The 24,370-nt window shown below is 40.8% G+C and carries 17 protein-coding genes and 1 tRNA gene; 15 read left to right on the top strand and 3 right to left on the bottom strand.

Features of this window, described 5'->3' with window-relative positions; genetic code table 11:
• Positions 1-15: 15 nt before the first annotated feature.
• The gene (locus PALI_RS04055; RefSeq protein ID WP_193154986.1) at positions 16-4,014 is read right to left on the bottom strand and encodes a hybrid sensor histidine kinase/response regulator transcription factor; all 3,999 of its coding nucleotides are present in this window, start codon (positions 4,012-4,014) and stop codon (positions 16-18) included.
• 259 nt (positions 4,015-4,273) lie between these two features.
• Between PALI_RS04055 and PALI_RS04050 the strand changes: the two genes are divergently transcribed.
• The 14 genes from PALI_RS04050 to tnpB all read left to right on the top strand — a co-directional run bounded on the left by PALI_RS04050 (position 4,274) and on the right by tnpB (position 21,792).
• A tRNA-Trp gene (locus tag PALI_RS04050) sits at positions 4,274-4,350 on the top strand.
• Positions 4,351-4,482: 132 nt separating this feature from the next.
• Positions 4,483-4,860: a preprotein translocase subunit SecE gene (gene secE / locus PALI_RS04045; RefSeq protein WP_002958877.1), complete on the top strand. Its 378-nt coding sequence runs from the start codon at positions 4,483-4,485 to the stop codon at positions 4,858-4,860.
• 4 nt (positions 4,861-4,864) lie between these two features.
• A complete protein-coding gene (gene nusG / locus PALI_RS04040; RefSeq protein ID WP_007378450.1) occupies positions 4,865-5,428 on the top strand; it encodes a transcription termination/antitermination protein NusG in 564 nt (187 codons plus the stop codon).
• A gap of 213 nt (positions 5,429-5,641) precedes the next feature.
• On the top strand, positions 5,642-6,070 hold the full coding sequence (gene rplK, locus PALI_RS04035) for a 50S ribosomal protein L11 (RefSeq protein WP_024610771.1): 429 nt from the start codon (positions 5,642-5,644) through the stop codon (positions 6,068-6,070).
• A gap of 3 nt (positions 6,071-6,073) precedes the next feature.
• Positions 6,074-6,778, top strand: a complete 705-nt coding sequence (gene rplA, locus PALI_RS04030; protein ID WP_077536745.1) for a 50S ribosomal protein L1 — start codon at positions 6,074-6,076, stop codon at positions 6,776-6,778.
• Between the two features lie 322 nt (positions 6,779-7,100).
• Complete coding sequence (gene rplJ, locus PALI_RS04025) at positions 7,101-7,595, top strand: 50S ribosomal protein L10 (RefSeq protein ID WP_024610769.1); 495 nt, start codon at positions 7,101-7,103, stop codon at positions 7,593-7,595.
• A gap of 74 nt (positions 7,596-7,669) precedes the next feature.
• Positions 7,670-8,032 (top strand): 50S ribosomal protein L7/L12, encoded by a 363-nt coding sequence (gene rplL, locus PALI_RS04020; RefSeq protein ID WP_077536746.1) that lies wholly within the window; start codon positions 7,670-7,672, stop codon positions 8,030-8,032.
• A gap of 272 nt (positions 8,033-8,304) precedes the next feature.
• Positions 8,305-12,330, top strand: coding sequence for a DNA-directed RNA polymerase subunit beta (gene rpoB, locus PALI_RS04015; RefSeq protein ID WP_077536747.1), 4,026 nt, complete (start codon positions 8,305-8,307; stop codon positions 12,328-12,330).
• 104 nt (positions 12,331-12,434) lie between these two features.
• Positions 12,435-16,610 (top strand): DNA-directed RNA polymerase subunit beta', encoded by a 4,176-nt coding sequence (rpoC, locus tag PALI_RS04010; RefSeq protein WP_077536748.1) that lies wholly within the window; start codon positions 12,435-12,437, stop codon positions 16,608-16,610.
• A gap of 193 nt (positions 16,611-16,803) precedes the next feature.
• On the top strand, positions 16,804-17,178 hold the full coding sequence (rpsL, locus tag PALI_RS04005) for a 30S ribosomal protein S12 (protein WP_008165517.1): 375 nt from the start codon (positions 16,804-16,806) through the stop codon (positions 17,176-17,178).
• Between the two features lie 96 nt (positions 17,179-17,274).
• Entirely contained in the window at positions 17,275-17,745 is a 471-nt protein-coding gene (rpsG, locus tag PALI_RS04000; RefSeq protein ID WP_010392135.1) for a 30S ribosomal protein S7, read from the top strand.
• 27 nt (positions 17,746-17,772) lie between these two features.
• A complete protein-coding gene (gene fusA / locus PALI_RS03995) occupies positions 17,773-19,887 on the top strand; it encodes an elongation factor G (protein ID WP_193154985.1) in 2,115 nt (704 codons plus the stop codon).
• Positions 19,888-19,949: 62 nt separating this feature from the next.
• On the top strand, positions 19,950-21,134 hold the full coding sequence (gene tuf, locus PALI_RS03990) for an elongation factor Tu (RefSeq protein WP_024589451.1): 1,185 nt from the start codon (positions 19,950-19,952) through the stop codon (positions 21,132-21,134).
• A 457-nt stretch (positions 21,135-21,591) separates the two neighbouring features.
• Positions 21,592-21,792 (top strand): IS66 family insertion sequence element accessory protein TnpB, encoded by a 201-nt coding sequence (gene tnpB, locus PALI_RS20320; RefSeq protein WP_193155043.1) that lies wholly within the window; start codon positions 21,592-21,594, stop codon positions 21,790-21,792.
• A 409-nt stretch (positions 21,793-22,201) separates the two neighbouring features.
• Here tnpB and PALI_RS03980 read toward each other — a convergent pair whose 3' ends face one another.
• Positions 22,202-22,882 carry a 4'-phosphopantetheinyl transferase family protein gene (locus tag PALI_RS03980; RefSeq protein ID WP_077536751.1) on the bottom strand — a complete coding sequence of 227 codons (681 nt, stop codon included), beginning with the start codon at positions 22,880-22,882 and terminating at the stop codon, positions 22,202-22,204.
• A gap of 346 nt (positions 22,883-23,228) precedes the next feature.
• Complete coding sequence (locus PALI_RS20225) at positions 23,229-23,351, bottom strand: hypothetical protein (RefSeq protein ID WP_264299765.1); 123 nt, start codon at positions 23,349-23,351, stop codon at positions 23,229-23,231.
• A gap of 593 nt (positions 23,352-23,944) precedes the next feature.
• Between PALI_RS20225 and PALI_RS03975 the strand changes: the two genes are divergently transcribed.
• Positions 23,945-24,364, top strand: coding sequence for a hypothetical protein (locus PALI_RS03975; protein WP_077536753.1), 420 nt, complete (start codon positions 23,945-23,947; stop codon positions 24,362-24,364).
• The last annotated feature ends 6 nt before the right edge of the window (positions 24,365-24,370 follow it).

Below are 24,370 nucleotides of genomic sequence, written 5' to 3'. Positions count from 1 at the left end.
GCGCGAAGTGTTTGGTCACACAGGCGAAGTTTTTAATCTTTTTTCACGAAATTGCTTAGGCGACGTTGCATATTTTGCTTTAAAGCAGCGAGCAAAATAACTTTGTGAATTAAAGCCGACTTGTTGCGCAACTAATCCTATTGCAAGATTACTGTTTTTCAAAAGTTCTTCTGCGAATTCTAAACGAATGTTTCGAATGTAGTCGCTAGGTGTTAAGTTATATAAGGCTTTCATTTTTAATTGCAAAGCGCGAGGGCTCAGGTAAAGCGCTGCTGCAAATTCTTCTACGCTAAACGCCTCGTCTTGATAACACTCTTTTACTATTGCTTTTACACGCTGGGTAAATATGTAGTCTTTACTTTGTACCATTTTTGGGTCTAGTTGGGTTGTTTGTGATAAAGCCGGTAACTGCTGTTTTAAATGTTGATTAAGCACTTCTCTAATCGTTAATAATCCTTGAACGCGGCTTAATAACAGCTGTGGTTCGAAGGGTTTACTTAAATAATCATCAGCAAGTAAGTCCAGGCCCTTTAATTTGCTGCGCGTATCAGCCTTTGCTGAAAGTAATAGAACTGGAATGTGGCTAATAGCCGTGTCGCTGCGCAGTGCTTTAATAAACTGATAGCCATCCATAACGGGCATCATTACATCACTTATTACCAAATCGGGCATTTCACTTGTACATAATGCTAAGCCTTGTTTGCCATTGAGTGTACTTATGCATTCATAGCTGTTACTAAAGAGAGAAGTCAGTAAGTCACGCATTTCGTTGTTATCTTCAATAATAAGAATTTTATTATTTTTTGCGCTACGTTTATTGTCGTTTTTAGATGTAGTAAGCACTGTGAGGTTAGAGACTTCTTGGTTTTGAGCTGTGGGCAATGAAACTGTAAAGCGGCTACCTTTATTTATTTTACTTGTTACATTTATGGTGCCTCCATATTGCTCGGTGAGCTGTTTTACTAGCGCTAAGCCAATACCGCTGCCATTTTTATTGCTGGTATTTATACGAGTAAAACGTTGAAAAATTGCTTCAAGGTGTTCTTTATCTATACCGACACCCGTGTCTGATACAGATATTACAAAAGTTTTATTTTGAGCTGATAATTGAAGTAGCACTTTTCCTGTGTTTGTTGTGTACTTTTGAGCGTTACTCAATAAGTTACTAACAATTGAAGTTATATGCTCATGCTCTAACTCAAGGTAAATACTTTGCTGCGTTAAATCTTTAAATTCGAATGTAATATCTTTTTGTTCAAATAAGGGAGTAAAGTCTTCTATTAGCTGTATTATCAATGGCTTTATAGCATAGGGCGTTACGTATTTTACTACTGAACTAGGGCGTTGGCTTAATTGCAAAAGTTGATTTATTTGATCTAATAATTTATGACTGTTGCGATGAATCATCGCTAGCTTTTGTTGAGTGTCTGAATCTTTATGGCTTTTTTGTAAACTCTCAAGTGGCGCTAATATTAAGCTCAATGGTGTTTTAAGCTCATGGCTAACGTTATCTAATAGTTGAGTTTTTAAGCTGCTAAGTTCTCTCTCTTTTAAATTAGCTTGTTCTGCTATTTTAGCCCTATACCTTGCGGTTACAATTAGCCAGATTATAAATAGCACTGAGATAATGTAACTCGCATAGGCAAAATTGCTTTTCCACCAAGGTGGAGTAACCATAAGTGCAGCCATCGTTTTATCATCACTCCATTGGCCGTATTGGTCTTTAACTTTTACAATAAAGTGATAGTTTCCAGCGGGAAGTTGAGAATAGCTAACTTGCCTCTGATTTTTGTTTGCGTATAAAAACTGCTTATCTAATCCAGCTAACTTATAAGCATATTGATATTGAGAAGGGGGCTCCGCACTGTTTAAAGCAGAAAACTTAAAGCCGATAACACCGTCTTCTTCTTTAAAAAAGAGCCTGTCTGTATAGCTTATAAGCTTAGCCGCTTGAGTATTGGCTTTAATATATTGCTGCGTCGCGACTGACTGGTTATAAATAAGTAAGTCTGTAATAACGGGTTCTGGAGGTTGGGTTGCTAGAGTTAGTTTTAACGGATCAAATTGATTAAAACCATTAATACCACCAAAAAATAATTCGCCATCATTGGCTTGAAAAGCGGCGCCTAAAATAAAAGAATGATGCTGTATACCGTTTGCGGGTAAAAAATGCTGCATTTGTTGGGTTTGAGGAGCGTAACGGGTTAAACCTTGATTACTACTGAGCCACAAGTAGCCGTTGCTATCTTGTTTAATTGCAAAAATATTATCATTAAGTAAGCCATCGAACTCGGTAATGTTTATAACGTTGTTTGTTGGGATATTTAATTTATTGAGCCCGCCAAAAGTACCTACCCATAAAGTATTTTTATCTTGTAAATGCAAGGATGTAACCATGTCGTGCGTTAAACTATTAGGCTTTTTAAGATCGCTTTGGTAATGAGTGAATATTTCATCATCTAAAGAAAGTTTATTGAGTCCTGCACGGGTTCCAGCCCATATAATGTTGTTGTAGCTGTCATACGTAATACTAAAAACAGTATTATTTGAGATACTATTTTTATCTGTGCTGTATTTAAAGTGTGTAACTTGCAATGTATCGGGGTTAAAACGCGTTAATCCTTCATTACTGCCCAGCCATAAATTACCATTTTCATCGCCCTCGATTGCATAAATACGGTTACTACTGAGTTGATGACTTTGCACAGTAAAAGCTGAAAAACTATCATTAATTGGGTTGTAAAGCAGTAAACCACCGCCGTATGTGCCTATCCATACGCGTTTATTGGCATCCTCATAAAGACTAAATATATTGTTGTTAGTTAAGCCCGTTGTAGAGTTTTCATTCACTTTATAGCGTTTAAAACCACTGTTAGTTTGCTTGTTAAGGCCATCGCGTGTGCCAATCCAAAGTAAGTTGTTGCTGTCTTTGAGAATTGCTCTTACAAAGTCATTCGAGATAGAAGCCGAGTTATTACTTTGATGTTTTTGATGACCAAACTGAGCCTGCCTTTTATCATAGCGATGTAATCCATAGCCGTCTGTACCAATCCAAATAATGCCTTGAGGGTCTTGGTAAAGTGATAATAGGTGATCGTTAGCTAAGCCATGTTTTAAATCTGAAGAGTGAGTAAGTTGACGAAACTCGCTACTTAATAAATTATCTGTAGCTTGGTAATAAAGACCATGACCATAAGTGCTTACCCATAATTTTTTTTCACCATCAAAAAGTATATCTGTGACCCAAACATTTTTGAGTTGCTCAAAGTTATAAAATGCTCGTGCGTTTGAGTCAAAAACACTTAGACCAGTTTTACTTCCTATAATAAATTTGTCGTTTGGGGCTTTTTTTAATTGCCAGATCTGTTTAGGGCTATTAGGTATATGCTCGAACCGATTTGTTTTTGAATCGAACTTAATAAGCCCAATATTACTTGCTAACCAAAGGTTTTTGTTGTCATCAAAAAGCATATTTTTAAAAACAACATTTAATTGATTGATGTCTTGATAAGTAAATAATTCGGTAGTATTAGTGTTTGTATTTAACCGAGTAAGTTGCCCCTTATCGTGACCAATCCAAATTGTTTCGGGGGAATTAGAGATTATTGCTGAAATGCGTTCGTTTGTAATAGAGGGAGTTGAATACTGGTTAAAAACACTAAAATTTCCTGTTTCAGTATTTAATAAGTTGAGGCCATTGCTTGTTGTTGCAAACCAAAGTTGACCGTTTCCTGAATTCAGGCAGTCTGTAATCCAATTCCCCGAAATACTCGATTGTGAAGGGTTGAATTTATAGTGTTTAAATTCATATCCATCGAATCGATTTAAGCCGCCTTGGGTCGAAAACCAATGAAACCCTTTTTCATCAGTGGTACTGCAGGTGATTGAATTTTGCGATAAACCTTGCTCATTTGTATATGTATCTAAGTACAGTGGTAGAGCAAGCGAGCTAATATGAAATAATAATAAAAAGCTGATGACTTTATATTTTATGATTGTTTTAATTGCTTTCACAGACTTCCTATCTCTTGTGAATCCCTTAGGGCGTGTTGACCTTTGTGGATTGAAATTTGTTCAATCTAGGGGCGGTTTAATCGCGGCGCGAGTTTTGTAGCCTAGTGGCTAAGTAAAAACCGAGTATCTGGTCAATCATAAACTGCTTTTTAATCAATGTTAAGATTGATTTTTTAATGTAATGTTGGGATTTTGCACTGTGGGTATCTTTTAGGCTTGTGTTAATGGACTGCGTAAGTATAATAGGCATCCACTTTGCAGGGGCGTAGTTCCAATTGGTAGAACAGCGGTCTCCAAAACCGATGGTTGGGAGTTCGAGTCTCTCCGCCCCTGCCAGATTTACTTGTGTATTGAGTAGTCTGAGATTAAAAACCGGTTTAAATTAAGTCTGTTTTTAAGTTTAGATTTTAATGGATTAACCCTACCTAGGTGTAGAGTTGTTGTGTCTGTAGTTAAGGTAATAATATTATGAGCACGAATGTAGAAACACCATCAAGTGCGATGGAGTCAGTAAAGTGGTTAGTAGCAATCGCGCTACTTGCAGGCGCAGTTGTTGGTAATCATATGTATGCAGATCAATCTGTATTACTACGTGCTATCGGCGTTGTTGTTGCAATAGCGGCTGGATTAGCAATTGCCTCACAAACATTTAAGGGACGTAACTTTCTTGCTTTCGCTAAAGAAGCTCGAATTGAAGTACGCAAAGTTATTTGGCCAACTCGCCAAGAAACTACCCACACGACATTAATTGTAATGGTTGCAACAGTGATTATGGCGCTTATCCTTTGGGGATTAGATGGCATTTTATTCCGCGCTGTTGGCTTTTTAACTGGATTGGAGATCTGATCCCATGTCGGATGAGAACGAGAACAAAGAAATTAAATTACGTTGGTACGTAGTACAGGCTTTTTCTGGTTACGAAAAACGTGTAGCACAAACATTAATCGAACATATCAAAATTGAAGGTCTTGAAGCGAGCTTTGGTGAGATATTAGTACCAACTGAAGAAGTTGTTGAGATGCGTGCCGGTCAAAAGCGTAAGTCTGAGCGTAAATTCTTCCCAGGTTATGTATTAGTACAAATGGATATGAACGACGCAAGCTGGCACTTAGTGAACAGCACTGAACGCGTAATGGGCTTTATTGGTGGAACGTCTGATCGTCCTGCGCCAATTAGTCCTAAAGAAGCAGAACGCATTCTTAATCGTTTACAAGAAAATGCCGAAGCACCTAAACCTGCAACATTATTTGAACCAGGTGAAGTTGTACGCGTTACAGATGGACCATTTGCAGACTTCAGTGGTGTAGTTGAAGAAGTTGACTACGAAAAAAGCCGCGTAAAAGTATCTGTACTTATTTTTGGTCGTTCTACGCCAGTTGAACTTGAGTTTGGTCAAGTTGAACAAGATAAGTAATTGATTAAAAAAGCTTCGTCACTATTTTTGTAAATTTTGGCACGAAGCTTGAAAAAGGCCGTTGATTATCTTATAATCAGCGGCCTTTTTGTATTAAGGTAAAATTAATTTTTACTATACAAAAAGTACGAAACCAATTTTTAAACTGGGAAGCCGCTAGAGTACGCGTCCTCGCGCGCACAAGGCTAAGACCCACCTAATGAGGTATTTATAATGGCTAAAAAAGTTGAAGCTCTAATCAAGCTACAAGTTGCCGCTGGTATGGCTAATCCTAGTCCTCCAGTTGGTCCAGCACTAGGTCAACACGGTGTGAACATCATGGAATTCTGTAAAGCGTTTAACGCACGTACAGAATCTATTGAAAAAGGCGCTCCAGTTCCTGTAGTGATCTCTGTTTACGGCGACCGTTCTTTTACGTTCGATATGAAAACACCACCTGCAGCTTACTTACTTAAGAAAGCAGCTGGTATCAAATCAGGCTCAGGCCGTCCTAACACTGATAAAGTAGGCACAGTAACTCGTGCTCAACTTGAAGAGATCGTTGAGACAAAACGAGCTGACCTTACAGCGGCTGATATGGACGCTGCGGTTCGCACTATCGCAGGTTCTGCGCGTGCGATGGGCTTGAACGTAGAGGACTAAGAAATGGCTAAATTAACTAAACGTATGCGTACTATCCGCGAAAAAGTGGAAGTAACAAAAGATTACGAAATCAATGAAGCAGTTGCTCTTTTAAAAGAGTTAGCGACAGCTAAATTCGTAGAAAGTGTTGACGTTGCCGTTAACCTTGGTATCGATGCTCGTAAATCTGATCAAAACGTTCGTGGTGCAACTGTACTACCTAACGGTACTGGTCGTGACGTTCGTGTTGCTGTATTCACACAAGGCGCTAACGCAGAAGCTGCGAAAGAAGCTGGTGCTGAATTAGTAGGTATGGAAGATCTTGCTGAGCTAGTTAAAAAAGGCGAGATGAACTTTGACGTTGTTGTTGCATCACCAGACGCTATGCGTGTTGTTGGTCAACTAGGTCAAATCTTAGGCCCACGTGGTCTAATGCCAAACCCTAAAACTGGTACTGTAACGCCTAACGTTGCAGAAGCAGTTAAAAATGCTAAAGCTGGTCAAGTACGTTACCGTAATGACAAGAATGGTATCATCCATACTACTATTGGTAAGGTTGATTTCACCGCTGAGCAACTTCAACAAAACCTTGAGTCACTAATTGTTGCACTTAAGAAGGCTAAGCCTTCTCAAGCTAAAGGTGTTTACTTGAAAAAAGTAACTATCTCTACAACAATGGGCGCAGGTGTTTCTGTTGACCAAAGCACTTTAAGCACAACTGTAGCTTAATTTAGTGTTTACATGGCGTGAAATTTGTACTATAATTTCGCGCCATTTTGTTGATTAATTTATTAGTCGGCAAAGTAAAGAATTCGGGTTGAAGTCCATAATTTCGTTAAGCCTTAGGTTTAACGATAAATTGGGCTTCCGTCCAAGACCGTAGGTGGCTTCGGCCTTAATATTCACCTACGTAGACGGTGTAGACCCCAGATAGATTTTTCCTAATCCTTCTGGCTCTCGCCGTAAAAAGCATCTCTATCTTGTTTGATAGGGAAGAGTAGAACAGGGGAGTCCGATAATCGGTATCCCCATTAAACCAGGAGTAACACCCATGGCTTTAAATCTTCAAGGCAAAAAAGCAATAGTTGCTGAAGTCAACGAAGCAGCCAATGGTGCTCTATCTGCAGTTGTTGCAGATTCTCGTGGTGTAACAGTTGGCGCAATCACTGCCCTTCGTAAAGAAGCTCGTGCAAACGGTGTTTGGATGAAAGTTGTCCGTAACACTTTAGCAAAACGTGCTCTTGAAGGAACAGATTTTGAGTGTCTTTCTGATTCATTTGTTGGTCCAAGCTTAATCGCTTTCTCATCAGAGCATCCAGGTGCTGCTGCGCGTATCTTTTCAGATTTCGCGAAAAAGAATGAGAAATTCGAGCTTAAAACGGCCGCTTTTGAAGGGAATGTTGTTGATGCAGCAATGCTTGCTACATTACCTACATACGATGAAGCTGTTGCACGCTTAATGAGTGCTATGAAAGAAGCGTCTGCTGGCAAATTGTGTAAAACAATTGAAGCAGTACGTCTACAGAAAGAAGAGCAAGCTGCTTAATTTTAAGCTGTTTAATCACTTTCGGTGTAAAATTTATTTGGACTTAATGTCCGTTAATTATTAGGAAATTTGTAATGTCTGTATCTAAAGACCAAATCCTTGACGCAATTGCTGAAATGTCAGTAATGGACGTTGTTGCTCTTATCGAAGCAATGGAAGAAAAATTCGGCGTAACTGCTGCAGCTGCAATGGTAGCTGGTCCAGCTGCTGAAGCTGCTGAAGAGAAAACAGAATTTGACGTAATCCTTACTGGCGCTGGCGCTAATAAAGTTGCGGCAATCAAAGCTGTTCGTAGCGCAACTGGCCTTGGCCTTAAAGAAGCGAAAGCGCTTGTTGAAGCTGCTCCTACACCTGTTAAAGAAGGTGTATCTAAAGAAGAAGCTGAAGCTCTTGCTAAAGATCTTACTGAAGCTGGTGCTGAAGTTGAGGTTAAGTAATTTAGCTTTTGCTAAGTTCGCTGCCTGAGAAATCAGGCAAGGGCTGGTGATTATTTAATCACCGGCCTTTTTGCGCTATGGAGTGAACTACTCTTTTAGCGCAAATAAAATCTGATTTTTTCTTTACTTTCAACGCTTTATAGTTTGCTAGTGTTAAAAGGAAGACTAAGTTAGAACAACACTTAAATGTTGTAAAATCTTGGCATAGCTGCCAGTTAAGTCTGTTCTTACAAGAACAGGTCGGGTCAAAGAACAGCAAGCTGAGGAACCCCATGGCTTACTCTTATTCTGAAAAGAAACGTATCCGTAAGGATTTTGGTAAACGTCCACAAGTTTTGGATATACCTTTTTTACTGTCTACACAGTTAGAATCGTTTAAAAAATTCTTAGTGCCGGACGCTGATGGCGATCATGGTTTGGAAGCTGCCTTCCGTTCTGTGTTCCCTATTAAAAGCTACTCGGGAAATTCTGAGCTTCAATACGTAAGTTATCGTATTGGTGAGCCAGTTTTCGATGTAAAAGAATGTCAAATTCGCGGTGTGACTTATTCTGCTCCACTTCGCGTGAAACTGCGCCTTGTTGTTATGGATAAAGAAGCGCCAGGCACAGTTAAAGACATTAAAGAGCAAGAAGTTTACATGGGCGAAATTCCGCTCATGACCGATACCGGTACCTTTGTAATCAATGGTACAGAGCGTGTTATCGTTTCTCAGCTACACCGTAGCCCTGGTGTATTCTTTGATAACGACCGCGGTAAAACTCATTCATCAGGTAAAGTACTTTATAACGCACGCGTTATTCCTTACCGTGGTTCATGGTTAGACTTCGAATTTGATGCAAAAGATAACTTATATGTACGTATTGACCGTCGTCGTAAATTACCGGCGTCTATCATCCTACGTGCACTTGAGTACTCTAGTGAAGAAATCCTAGAAATCTTCTTCGACAACACGACGTTTGAAGTAGCGAACGGTAAAGTTCTTATGGAACTTGTGCCTTCACGTTTACGTGGTGAAACTGCCGCTTTTGATATCAAGAGCGAAGACGGTGAAGTATTTGTTGAAAGCGGTCGTCGTGTTACGGCTCGCCACATCAAGAGCATCGAGAAGAAAGGCATTAACCGCCTAGAAGTACCTCATGAGTATATTATTGGCCGTATTATAGCTAAAAACTACGTTGACGAGTCAACGGGTGAAGTTATTGCTAGCGCGAATGATGAATTAACTCTTGAGCTAATGGCTGAGCTAGTTAAAGCTGGTTACACTAAAATTGATACGTTATATATCAATGAAGTGGACAGCGGTGCTTACATGTCAAATACATTGAACATTGACTCTTCAAGCAGCCGTTTAGAAGCATTAGTAGAAATTTATCGCATGATGCGCCCAGGCGAGCCACCGACGAAAGACGCGGCTGAAGCCTTATTCCAGAACTTGTTCTTCTCTGAAGAACGTTATGACTTATCTACTGTAGGTCGTATGAAGTTCAATAGCCGTGTTGGTTACGATACAGACACAGGCCCTGGCACATTAAGCAAAGAAGACATCGTGTCTGTTATGAAAGTATTAATTGCTATTCGTAACGGTCAAGGCGATGTTGATGATATCGACCACTTAGGCAACCGTCGTATACGTAGTGTTGGCGAAATGGCTGAGAACCAATTCCGTGTTGGTCTAGTACGTGTAGAACGTGCTGTACGTGAGCGTTTAAGCTTAGGTGACCTTGACGCGATCATGCCACAAGATCTTATTAACGCTAAGCCTATTTCGGCAGCGGTTAAAGAGTTCTTCGGCTCGTCTCAGTTATCACAGTTTATGGACCAAAATAACCCGCTATCAGAAGTTACGCATAAACGTCGTATCTCTGCATTAGGTCCGGGCGGTCTGACTCGTGAACGCGCAGGCTTTGAAGTACGTGACGTTCACGTAACTCACTATGGTCGCGTATGTCCAATCGAGACTCCTGAGGGTCCAAACATCGGTCTAATTAACTCATTGTCTACGTACGCACGTACCAATGACTACGGTTTCTTAGAAACACCTTACCGCAAAGTGGTAGACGGTGTTGTAACTGATGAAGTTGATTATTTATCAGCCATTGAAGAAGGTCAGTTTGTTATCGCACAGGCGAATTCAAACTTAACTGAAACCAATGAGTTTGTTGATGAACTTATTCCATGTCGTCACAAAGGTGAATCTACCTTTATGGGTCGCATGGACCAGCAGTATATGGATGTATCACCACAACAGGTGATCTCTGTAGCGGCAGCACTTATCCCGTTCCTAGAACACGATGATGCTAACCGTGCATTGATGGGTTCAAACATGCAACGTCAAGCAGTACCAACATTGAAAGCGGATAAACCGTTAGTAGGTACTGGTATTGAGTTAACACTAGCGAAAGATTCTGGTGTAACGATTGTTGCAAAACGTGGTGGTGAAGTAATGTATGCTGACGCAAGTCGCATCGTTGTTAATGTACATGAAGAAGAGCGCATCCCAGGTGAAGCGGGCATCGACATTTACAACTTAACCAAATACACACGTTCTAACCAAAACACATGTATTAACCAAAAACCAACTTGCATGGTTGGCGAACCAGTTACTCGTGGTGACGTGTTAGCAGATGGTCCTTCGACTGACTTAGGTGATTTAGCCCTTGGTCAAAACCTTCGCGTGGCATTCATGCCATGGAACGGTTATAACTTCGAGGATTCAATCTTACTATCAGAGCGCGTAGTTGAAGAAGATCGTCTAACGACAATCCATATTCAAGAACTACAGTGTGTTGCCCGTGATACTAAATTAGGTCCTGAAGAGATCACTGCAGACATCCCGAACGTGGGTGAATCTGCACTAGGCAAGCTTGATGAATCAGGTGTTGTATATATTGGTGCGGAAGTTAAAGGCGGCGATATTCTAGTAGGTAAAGTGACTCCTAAAGGCGAAACACAGCTTACACCTGAAGAGAAGCTTCTACGAGCTATCTTCGGCGAAAAAGCGTCTGACGTTAAAGACAGCTCTTTACGTGTACCAAATTCTGTAACTGGTACTGTAATTGACGTACAAGTCTTCACCCGTGATGGTGTTGAAAAAGACAAACGTGCGTTAGAAGTTGAAGACATGCAGCTTCGCGAAGCGAAGAAAGACTTCAACGAAGAGTTCCGTATTTTAGAAGCTGGCGTTTTAGGACGTGCTCGCAAGTTACTTGTTGATGCAGGCTTCGATGAAGACAAACTAACGTCACTGAATGCTGAAAAACTACTTACTCAAAGCCTTGCACAAGAAGACAAGCAAGCTGAACTTGAGCAACTAGCTGCACAGTACGATGAGCTTAAAGCTGAATACGATAAAAAGTTTGAAAACAAACGTCGTAAAATTACCCAGGGTGATGACCTAGCACCAGGCGTACTTAAGATTGTTAAAGTATACCTAGCTGTTAAACGTCGTATCCAACCAGGTGATAAAATGGCGGGTCGTCATGGTAACAAAGGTGTTATCTCGACTATCGTACCAGTAGAAGATATGCCTTACGATGACAAAGGTCGTACGGTAGATATCGTATTGAACCCACTAGGTGTACCATCGCGTATGAACATCGGTCAGATCCTTGAAACACATATGGGTCTAGCTGCACGTGGTATCGGTGAACGCATTGAAGAAATGATGAAAGAACAACGTGAGCTTCATGAGCTACGCGACTTCATCAAGCAAGCCTACGAAATTGGTGAATCTCGTCAAGTTGTAGACATTGCTAGCTTCACGGATGACGAAATTCGTCGTCTAGCTGAAAACTTAAAAGGTGGTTTACCAATAGCTACTCCTGCATTTGATGGCGCGAAAGAAAGCGAAATCAAAGACATGCTAGAGCTTGGTGGATACCCAAGAAGTGGTCAGGTTACACTTTATGATGGCCGAACTGGCGATCAGTTTGAACGCCAAGTAACCGTAGGTTACATGTACATGCTGAAACTGAATCACTTAGTTGATGATAAGATGCATGCACGTTCTACTGGTTCTTACAGCCTTGTTACTCAGCAGCCGCTGGGTGGTAAAGCACAGTTCGGTGGCCAGCGTTTTGGTGAGATGGAAGTATGGGCACTTGAAGCTTACGGTGCTGCTTACACTCTACAAGAAATGCTAACAGTGAAATCGGATGACGTGAACGGTCGTACTAAGATGTATAAAAACATCGTTGATGGTAACCATAAAATGGAACCAGGTATGCCAGAATCGTTCAACGTATTGTTGAAAGAAATCCGCTCACTGGGTATCAACATCGAGTTGGAAGAAAATTAAGCCAATTAGATGCTGCAGTTAACGCTGCAGCATCTGTTACGGCTGAATAGAATGTAGGGACGAGATTACCCGTCCTCAAGATTAACTCCGACAGGAGAGCTAAGGTGAAAGACTTACTTAAGTTTCTGAAGCAACAAAATAAGACCGAAGAATTCGATGCAATTCGCATTGGTCTTGCTTCACCAGACATGGTTCGTTCATGGTCATACGGTGAAGTAAAGAAACCTGAGACTATTAACTACCGTACTTTCAAGCCTGAGCGCGATGGCTTATTCTGTGCCCGTATTTTCGGCCCAGTGAAAGATTATGAGTGTTTATGTGGTAAATATAAACGCCTTAAACACCGTGGTGTGATCTGTGAAAAGTGTGGCGTTGAAGTAACACTCACTAAAGTGCGACGCGATCGTATGGGTCATATTGACCTTGCGAGCCCAGTTGCACATATATGGTTTTTAAAATCATTACCGTCACGTATCGGCTTAATGCTAGATATGACGCTTCGTGATATTGAACGTGTTCTTTACTTCGAATCATTCGTAGTAACTGAGCCTGGTATGACAACGCTTGAGCGTGGTCAGTTATTAGGTGAAGAAGAGTACTTAGATGCACTAGAAGAACACGGTGATGAGTTTGAAGCGAAGATGGGTGCTGAAGCAGTTTTAGACTTGCTTCGTGAACTCGATCTTGCTCAATTAATTGCTGAGATGCGTGAAGAGTTACCAACAATTAACTCTGAAACTAAGCGTAAAAAAATCACTAAACGTCTTAAGTTAATGGAATCGTTCCACCAATCAGGTAATAATCCTGAGTGGATGATCATGACAGTACTTCCAGTATTGCCACCTGATCTACGTCCATTAGTACCACTAGACGGTGGTCGTTTTGCGACATCTGATCTAAATGACCTTTACCGTCGTGTTATTAACCGTAATAACCGTCTTAAGCGTCTACTAGATTTAGCAGCACCGGACATTATTGTACGTAACGAAAAACGTATGTTGCAAGAAGCGGTAGATGCGCTACTTGATAACGGTCGTCGTGGTCGTGCAATTACAGGTTCTAACAAGCGTCCTCTTAAATCTCTTGCTGATATGATCAAGGGTAAACAAGGTCGTTTCCGTCAGAACTTACTTGGTAAGCGTGTAGATTATTCAGGCCGTTCTGTAATTACAGTAGGTCCTACACTTAAGCTTCACCAATGTGGTCTTCCTAAGAAGATGGCACTTGAGCTATTCAAACCATTCATCTATGGCAAACTAGAGCGTCGCGGCATGGCTACGACAATCAAAGCAGCTAAGAAAATGGTTGAACGTGAAGTTCCGGAAGTATGGGATGTACTTGACGAAGTAATTCGTGAACATCCAGTATTACTTAACCGTGCACCAACACTTCACCGTTTGGGTATCCAAGCGTTTGAGCCTGTGCTTATCGAAGGTAAAGCGATTCATTTGCACCCATTAGTATGTGCGGCTTACAACGCCGATTTCGATGGTGACCAAATGGCGGTACACGTACCGTTAACAATCGAAGCGCAGCTTGAAGCTCGTGCATTGATGATGTCAACAAACAACATTCTATCTCCTGCGAATGGTGAGCCAATCATCGTTCCTTCACAGGATGTTGTATTGGGTCTTTATTACATGACTCGTGACCGCATTAATGCTAAAGGCGAAGGCGCGATATTTAAAGATCCAAAAGAAGCAGAAAAAGCATACCGTAGTGGTAATGCAGACCTTCATGCAATCGTGAAAGTACGTATTAGCCAATCAGTTAAAAACGAAGATGGTGTAGTAGAAGATACTATTACTGTTATCGATACAACTGTTGGCCGTGCAATTTTGTCTCTAATTTTACCAACTGGTATGCCGTTTGCGTCAATCAACCAGCCACTAGGTAAAAAGCAGATTTCTGGCTTGTTAAATGAGTGTTACCGTCGTCTAGGTCTTAAAGATACTGTTATCTTTGCTGACCAAGTTATGTACACAGGTTTCCATTATGCAATGAAGTCAGGTGTTTCTATCGGTATCGATGATTTAGTTATCCCACCGGTTAAAGCACAAATCATTGAATCAGCAGAAGCTGAAGTGACTGAAATCAACCAACAATTCCAATCAGGTCTTGTAACGGCTGGTGAAAAGTACAATAAAGTTATCGATATCTGGTCACGTGTAAATGAAAACTTATCACGTGAAATGATGGCCAATTTGTCGAAAGACACGGTTATCAACGCACAAGGTGAAGAAGTAGAGCAACCGTCATTTAACTCAGTGTTTATGATGGCCGACTCGGGTGCTCGTGGTAGTGCCGCTCAGATCCGTCAGCTGGCAGGTATGCGTGGTCTAATGGCACGTCCAGATGGTTCCATCATCGAGACGCCAATCACAGCTAACTTCCGTGAAGGTCTAAACGTACTTCAGTACTTCATCTCAACGCATGGTGCGCGTAAAGGTCTTGCCGATACAGCACTTAAAACAGCGAACTCGGGTTACCTAACGCGTCGTCTAGTAGACGTTGCACAAGATTTGGTAATCAACGAAGATGACTGTGGCACAGAAGATGGCTTAACAATGAAACCGCTTATTGAAGGTGGTGATGTTGTAGAAGCACTTCGTGAGCGTGTACTAGGTCGTGTTGTTGCTGAAGATATTGTAATTCCAGGTACAAACACTGTACTTGTTGAACGTAATATCATGCTTGACGAAAAACTGTGTGACCTTTTAGAAGAGCACTCAGTAGATGAAGTTCGCGTACGCTCTGTTATCACTTGTGATAATGACTTTGGTGTTTGTGCTAACTGTTATGGTCGTGACCTAGCACGTGGTCATATCATCAACGCAGGTGAATCAGTAGGTGTTATCGCGGCACAATCAATCGGTGAGCCAGGTACACAGCTTACGATGCGTACTTTCCACATCGGTGGTGCGGCATCTAGAGCGTCTGCAGAAAATAATGTACAAGTTAAAACTAACGGTACGTTAAAACTGCATAACTCTAAATATGTATTAAATACAGACGATAAGATTGTTATTACTTCACGTTCAACGGAAATTACTATCATCGATAGTCATGGCCGTGAGAAAGAGCGTTATAAAGTACCTTACGGTGCGGTATTAACAGTTAAAGATAATGCAGAAGTTCAAGGTAACGACATTGTTGCTACTTGGGACCCGCATAGTCACCCAATCGTTCTTGAGCATAAATCAAAAGTATCGTTCAGCGATATTGATGACTCAAATACTGAAGCACAGACTGATGAACTGACTGGTTTAACCCGTGTAGTTGTTAAAGATCTTGCTAAAGTTAATACAAAAGAACCTAAGCTTATCATCGAAAGTGAAGAGCGCGGCTTGCAAGAAACACGTCTTCCTTCATTCACAACGATTGAAGTAATTGATGGCGTTACAGCAAACCCAGGTGACGTGTTAGCACGTATCCCGCAAGAAGGTTCGAAAACTCGTGATATCACGGGTGGTCTACCACGCGTAGCCGACTTATTTGAAGCGCGTAAGCCAAAAGATCCAGCTATTTTAGCTGAGGTTACTGGTACAATTAGCTTCGGTAAAGAGACTAAAGGTAAGAAGCGTTTAGTTATTACTCCACCAGAAGGTGATCATTACGAAGAGATGATCCATAAGTGGCGTCAACTTAACGTGTTTGAAGGTGAGCAAGTGTCTAAAGGTGAAGTTATCGCCGATGGTCCTGAATCACCGCATGACATCTTACGCTTACGTGGTGTGACTCATGTTGCTAACTACATCGTTAACGAAGTGCAAGAGGTTTACCGTTTGCAAGGCGTTAAGATCAATGACAAGCACATTGAAACAATTATCCGTCAAATGTTACGCAAATGTACCATTATACACGGTGGTGATACTGACTTCCTAGCTGGTGAACAAATCGAAGTGGCGCGCGTAAATATCGCAAACCGTGACCTTGAAAAACAAGGTAAGATCCCAGCTAAGTATGAAATCCAATTAATGGGTATCACAAAAGCATCACTAGCAACAGAATCTTTCATCTCTGCAGCGTCTTTCCAAGAGACAACACGTGTTCTTACAGATGCGGCAGTGAATGGTAAGAGCGATGAGCTTCGCGGTCTGAAAGAAAACGTAATTGTGGGTCGATTGATCCCAGCCGGTACCGGTTTTGCGTATCATCAAGAACGTATGGCTCGCCGTAAACAAAGCAAAGTAGTCGTAGAAGAGCAAACAGTAAGTGCAGAAGAGGCAACTCAAGCACTTACAGATGCTCTAAATGCTGATTTGTCTGGAAATCAATAAACTGTTCTTAATCAATAGATTAAGAAATAGTAAGGCAGTTATATACTGTCTTACTATCAGTTTAGGTTGACAGGTTAAACTTTGCTCATTAAAATTCCGCCACCCATTTACTTGTGTGCTCAATGCAGGCTTGTAAATAAAGGGCGGATTTTTTCTTTTTTCAGTAGTAATTTTAATTTCAGGAGCTATTTAAATGGCAACTATTAACCAGCTAGTGCGTAAGCCACGCCGTAGTAAGGTTACGAAAAGTAACTCAGCTGCACTTAAAGCGTGTCCGCAAAAGCGCGGTGTATGTACTCGCGTATATACAACTACACCTAAGAAACCAAACTCGGCGTTACGTAAAGTAGCTCGTGTACGTTTAACTAACGGTTTCGAAGTAACTTCATACATTGGTGGTGAAGGTCATAACCTTCAAGAGCATAGTGTAATCCTAATCCGTGGTGGTCGTGTTAAAGATTTACCAGGTGTGCGTTTTCACACTGTTCGTGGTGCACTTGACTGTGCAGGCGTTAGCGACCGTCGTCAAGCTCGTTCTAAATACGGTACTAAACGCCCTAAAGGCTAATGTTTTCCGTTAGTAAGGCCAAGCACTAAATATTTATAATTATTGTTTTGGGTGATTGACTCGAAAGAGCAAACCTGAATAAACCGGAGATACAAAATGCCTAGAAGACGCGTAATCGGTCAACGTAAAATTCTTCCAGATCCTAAGTTCGGATCGGAACTTCTTGCTAAATTCGTTAACATCGTGATGTTAGACGGCAAGAAATCTACTGCTGAAAAAATTGTTTATGGTGCGCTAGACGTGGCTGCTGAGAAATCAGGCAAGTCGCACCTAGAAATCTTTGAAACTGCACTTGATAACATCCGCCCACAGGTAGAGGTTAAATCTCGCCGTGTTGGTGGTTCAACTTATCAAGTACCAGTTGAAGTACGTCCAGTTCGTCGTAACGCATTAGGTATGCGTTGGTTAGTAGACGCTGCACGTAAGCGTGGCGAAAAATCTATGGGCTTACGTTTAGCTCAAGAAATCGTTGATGCTGCTGACAACAAAGGCACTGCGGTTAAGAAACGTGAAGACGTTCACCGTATGGCTGAAGCGAATAAAGCATTCGCTCATTACCGTTGGTAATCTGTCTTTAACCTTTAAGAGGATCATATGGCACGTACAACTCCACTTGAGCGCTATCGTAATATAGGTATTGTTGCTCACGTAGATGCAGGCAAAACCACCACAACAGAACGTGTTCTGTTCTACACGGGTCTTTCTCATAAGATCGGTGAAGTACATGATGGCGCTGCAACTATGGATTGGATGGAGCAGGAACAAGAGCGTGGTATCACAATCACTTCTGCTGCAACAACGTGTTTTTGGAAAGGGATGGACGCTCAATTTGACGCCCATCGTATCAATATTATTGATACTCCAGGACACGTAGATTTCACTATCGAAGTAGAGCGTTCTTTACGCGTACTAGATGGTGCGGTAGTTGTTCTTTGTGCTTCATCTGGTGTACAGCCGCAAACTGAGACAGTTTGGCGTCAAGCGAACAAATACGAAGTTCCGAGAATGATCTTCGTAAATAAAATGGATCGCACGGGCGCTGACTTCTTAGCAGTGGTTAGCCAGGTGAAATCTCGTCTTGGAGCAACGCCTGTTCCAATTCAGTTGCCTGTAGGCGCTGAGGACGACTTTAAAGGTGTTATTGACCTTATAAAAATGAAAATGATTAACTGGAACGAAACGGACCAGGGTATGACTTTTTCTTATGAGGCAATACCGGCAGAACTTCTGGAATTGGCTGAAGAATGGCGCTCTCATTTAGTTGAAAGCGCTGCTGAAGCTTCAGAAGAACTGATGGATAAATACTTAGAAGGTGAAGAGTTAAGCGAAGCAGAAATTAAAAATGCTTTGCGTCAACGCACATTAGCTAATGAGATTGTTCCAGTTACTTGTGGTAGCGCATTTAAAAACAAAGGCGTTCAAGCTGTGCTTGATGGCGTTGTTGAATATATGCCGTCGCCAGAACAAGTGAAACAAATCCAAGGTATCTTAGAAAATGGTACTGAGGAAGAACGTCCGGCTAATGATAAAGCGCCGTTTGCTGCACTCGCTTTTAAGATTGCAACAGACCCGTTTGTTGGCACCTTGACCTTTTTCCGTGTTTACTCTGGTACTGTTAAACAGGGTGACACGGTATATAATCCAGTAAAAAGTAAGCGTGAGCGACTTGGCCGTATCGTACAGATGCATTCAAACTCTCGTGAAGAGATCAAAGAAGTTTTCGCAGGCGACATCGCGGCAGCTATTGGTCTTAAAGACGTAACAACAGGTGAAACACTGTGTGATCCGAATTCTATTATTACGCTTGAGCGTATGGAATTCCCAGAACCAGTAATCTCTATTGCGGTTGAGCCTCGCACTATAGCTGACCAAGACAAGATGGGTATCGCGCTAGGTAAACTAGCAGCTGAAGACCCTTCTTTTCGCGTACAAACTGATGAAGAATCAGGCCAGGTTATAATCTCTGGCATGGGTGAACTTCACCTAGATATCATCGTCGACCGTATGAAACGTGAATTCAGTGTTGAATGTAACGTTGGTAAGCCGCAGGTCTCATACCGAGAAGCTATTCGTTCAACTGTTAAAGTTGAAGGGAAGTTTATACGTCAGTCAGGTGGTCGTGGCCAATATGGGCACGTTTGGATTAAACTTGAACCGATGGATATTACGGATGATGAGTCACCAATTTACGAGTTCGTTAACGAAACCGTTGGTGGGTCTGTTCCTAAAGAGTTCGTCCCTGCGGTAGACAAAGGTATCCAAGAGCAAATGTCTCAAGGTGTACTGGCAGGCTACCCATTACTTGGCGTTAAAGCGACTCTATATGATGGTTCATTCCATGATGTAGACTCGAATGAAATGGCATTTAAAATAGCGGGTTCACTGGCAATGAGAGACGGGGCGCTACAAGCGAAACCTGTACTTTTAGAACCAGTAATGAAGGTTGAAGTACTTACGCCTGATTCAAATATGGGTGATGTAGTTGGCGACCTAAACCGTCGTCGCGGCATAATCGAAGGCATGGAAGATGCATTAGGTGGACTTAAGCAAATTAATGCGCAGGTTCCTCTTTCTGAAATGTTTGGTTATGCGACTGCTTTACGATCTGCAACACAGGGCCGTGCCTCATACTCTATGGAGTTTGTGAAGTACGCTGAAGCCTCTAAAAACGTTGCAGATACAATAATTTCAGCTCGCGCTGTTATATAATTTTAGCTTGTCTGGCTCAATAGTGAGTCAGGCTTTAATTTCTTTATTAGGAATTTTTTAAGATGGCAAAAGAAAAGTTTGAACGCGTAAAACCGCACGTAAACGTTGGTACAATTGGCCACGTTGACCACGGTAAAACTACACTAACTGCAGCAATCACTAACGTACTTGCAAAAGTATACGGCGGTGTTGCTAAAGATTTCGCATCAATCGATAACGCTCCAGAAGAGCGTGAACGTGGTATCACTATTTCAACGTCTCACGTTGAATACGATACTCCTTCACGCCACTACGCGCACGTAGATTGTCCTGGTCACGCCGATTATGTTAAAAACATGATCACTGGTGCTGCTCAAATGGACGGCGCGATCTTAGTAGTTGCTGCGACTGATGGCCCTATGCCACAAACGCGTGAGCACATCCTTCTTTCTCGTCAGGTTGGCGTTCCTTACATCATCGTGTTCATGAACAAATGTGACATGGTTGATGACGAAGAGCTACTTGAACTAGTAGAAATGGAAGTTCGTGAACTTCTTTCAGAATACGATTTCCCAGGTGATGACTTACCTCTAATCGCTGGTTCTGCGCTTAAAGCGTTAGAAGGCGAGAAAGAGTGGGAAGATAAGATTGTTGAGCTTGCAAACGCACTTGATACTTACATCCCAGAGCCAGAGCGTGACATCGATAAGCCTTTCATCATGCCTATCGAAGACGTTTTCTCAATCCAGGGTCGTGGTACTGTTGTAACTGGTCGTGTTGAAGCTGGTATCATCCGCATCAATGACGAAGTAGAAATTGTTGGTATCAATGATACAACTCGTTCTACTTGTACTGGTGTTGAAATGTTCCGTAAGCTTCTTGACGAAGGTCGTGCTGGCGAAAACATCGGTGCACTTCTACGTGGTACTAAACGTGAAGACGTTGAACGTGGTCAAGTACTAGCTAAGCCTGGTTCAATCAACCCACATACTACATTCACTTCAGAAGTATACGTACTTTCGAAAGATGAAGGTGGTCGTCATACTCCATTCTTCAAAGGTTACCGTCCACAGTTCTACTTCCGTACAACTGACGTAACAGGTGACGTACAGTTACCAGATGGCGTAGAAATGGTAATGCCTGGTGATAACATCAAGATGACTGTAACTCTAATCGCGCCAATCGCGATGGATGAAGGTCTTCGTTTTGCTATCCGTGAAGGTGGCCGTACTGTAGGTGCTGGTGTTGTAGCAACTATCGTAGCGTAATAATTAACCTTAAAGTTAATTATTAGAAAAAGGTCACTTAGGTGGCCTTTTTTAATGCCTGAAGAAAAGTGTCATATGAAGGTGGCGCTCTTACCTTAGGCGTAGGTGCTTTGTAGCAATTATCGTAGCGTAATTATTAGCTTAGCTAATTATTGGCAAAAAAACCGAGCTTAGTCTCGGGTTTTTTAATGCCTAAAATAAAGTCTTTGCTTAATTTTTATCTCTCAATAATCCTTATTATAATACCAATCGGCGTAAACCTTTGAGTAATTTAATGGTAAGTGTCTAGCAGAGTACACCAGCCTATAACTCGTCGAAACTACTAAGCTATTTTCGAATTTTAATTAGGAAATGACCATGGGAAAAACATGTAGCTCTGAGCTGTGGCGAAGCAATACGCTAGCGAACTGAGTGTTGCTAACAAAGTGCGTTATCAAGGCGTTTTGTTAGCACAAAAATCACGAAACACGTCGACTTTCAAAAACCCATTAGTGGACTTTTAGTACTCATTGAGGGTGTGCAGAAACGTGATACCTACATTAGGGCATTATTTTTATTTTGCAACAAAGCGAAAGATAAACTCAAATTGCTGTATTGGAATAAAACAGGCTTCAAACGAATCGAAAATGTGGTCAATAAAATTTGGCTACAGTTTTAGAGTCTTCGCACTATTTTAGGTTAATTTAGCACTAAACCGGCGTTATAATGATTGCAACGGAATGCGTTGCAGGTTTAAATTTCGCCACTTTTTCCACCAAATTTGTATGCAGCTAGCATAACCTTTCTTTCTTAACGTAATTGGTATTACAGTTTAGATGGGGTTTTAATTCTTCAGTATCTGTTTAAGTATGCATACAGCCCACTAGTGGCTCGTGTAATCGCTTTCCACGCCTTGGCATAGGTACGATTATTAACTCAACGAAATTAAGTAGAGCTTTCATCCAATTACTCAATGGTCTTGCGATCCTATCTGCATAGGGAAAGCTAATTAATTTTATGAATTGGCACCAGATTACCTAGAAACGAATAACACAACATCGCTATAGTTGAGCCTAAGTGATAAAAAACTAACAAAATAAGCACTCCGTAACAATATACTCTGAGGTCACTTGGTAATAGACGTTGAGCTTTGTGCCCGCAGGGACGGCGCTACTTAGAGTATCCATAATCTGAAATGTTAACATATTTTGATTAAAATCTAATAATTTGGCACATTTAAAGCCGAAGAATTCACCAACACTTGCGTATAGCGCTTTATAAATACTCTCTTTTGCTGAAAATATAATGCTCAGTGGAGAGGAGAGTTGTTTACCTAGTCGCTGAAATACCAAGGTTTCATCCTCTCTTAATATTTGATTATTAAGATTATCCTCAAGCTCATCAGGCATCTTCTTTTCAATATCTATACCGATTCCTTTGGCTTGGTTTGCATGCATAACTATCGCTATAGCAAGATCTGTCGTATGTGAAATTGATCCTATTGCTTTTACAGGCCATAAAGGCGCTCTACTTTTTGACGTGCCGATAATCTGATGTTTAAACCCCAATTTATCAAGGGCTCTTGTGGCACAAATTCGACCAGCTAAATATTCAGCTTTTCTTTTTATTACTGCCTTATTTAATTGTTCAGGAAAAGGTTGTCCGTAATATTGAAAACTATTGGGGGTAAAATATTGCTCAGAAAAGTTTATACAATAAAAGGGTACTAGTAATTGAGAGGTGAAATTAAAATTTTCTAGAATTTGCATTTTTTACTCCAATATTGAGCGGCTAAGCGTTTCAGGTCTAGTTTATAAGGTCAAACATGCAATTTAAAATACAATATCAGCTTTAAGGTACTAAAGTTTTGACGTCGAAAGACCAAGCATATGCGTAATGCTGGTCGGTTAAGTGAAAGCCAATAAATGAAAAAGCTACAGGGCGATTCAACTGAATTTTCCTGTAGCCCTCTAATTATGTAACTTGAAGCACTTATATCGAATTTCTATAATCAGTACTAATTTTATGAATAAGAGTGAATATATATTCATAGAATGCTTAACGAGCTGGAATTAGAGTAGATGCTTTTAAATCTAAACTAATACACGTACTAGATCACATTAATTGGTAGTGTTCATCAACTAGTTCAACATGGTTTCCCATAAAATAATTCAGAACATTGTTATCGTCATAGATTACATCTTTTAACTTAATTTTTTCTGAGTTACTTAGCTCCATGAAATGCTCAATCAATTTTTCATCATGGCTTTAGGTAATCTGTTAAATCTAAATATACTACGTTTACACCTGAATCATGAACCAGTGATCTGCTTCTAATTAAGGGACGTGAGTTTAAGCGTCACTCAATTATCAATATTCTGCTTTAAATTATAAAACGTTATTACATCCATTAAAAAGCATAAATTAATTAGGGTCGCTCGATATACAAAGTAAATGCCAAGTGATTACTGACAAGGCAATAATCGCCATGATTGAATGCTTTGTAGCGGCTTATATTCGATATTTAGCAAAGCGATAAAATACTTAGTCAATAAGCTTTTTATTTGAAATTTAAGTGATAAATGATATTGGGTTGTTTTTTTTGTTGCTTAAGTGTATATTTTTCGGGTGATTTTTGTCGATATTTTGTTTTTTAAAGTAACGATACGTATAGGATAGTTTATATACTTAAAGCATTAAGAGTTTAATAGGGTCTGATTTATATTTTAATTAGCATTTTTAAATTTGACCCTAGTTAGGCTTTTAACCGTTTACGTAGTTAAGATTTTAAAAAAGAAACGGTTTCTTATAATTATAAAAGGATATTCTTAATGAAAAAAATATATTCGATTTTACTTGGTGCCTCAATGTTTAGCGGTGCAGCAATGGCGGATACAGTGTCTTGTTATGTTGATACTCAAGCTTATGACCAATATAGCGAAAATCAGTGCTTTGGCGGTGGACCTCTATCTAATCATAGACAAGGCGCGGTTGTGTTTAAGGTTAATGCAAGTAAGCCTATACAAAGTGTGACTTGGAATATTTCAGCGTTTGGTGCAATTCCTCGAGCTAACAGTTGTAACGGTAGTACCTGCATTGTTGATGTTGGGCGTGGAGAGCGTAATGTTGAAGGTTGTGTAGACAAAATTTACTATAAAGACTACACATGGGCTGATGTAAATTGGTGTGCAACAGCTAATGCATATTACTGGGCGGACGGTCAAAGCCCTTTATCTGGCTCAGAAAAATAAGAAAAA

This window comes from Pseudoalteromonas aliena SW19 (genome assembly GCF_014905615.1).
GTDB classification, from domain to species: domain Bacteria; phylum Pseudomonadota; class Gammaproteobacteria; order Enterobacterales; family Alteromonadaceae; genus Pseudoalteromonas; species Pseudoalteromonas aliena.
This window is presented reverse-complemented; position numbering and strand designations above follow the sequence as displayed.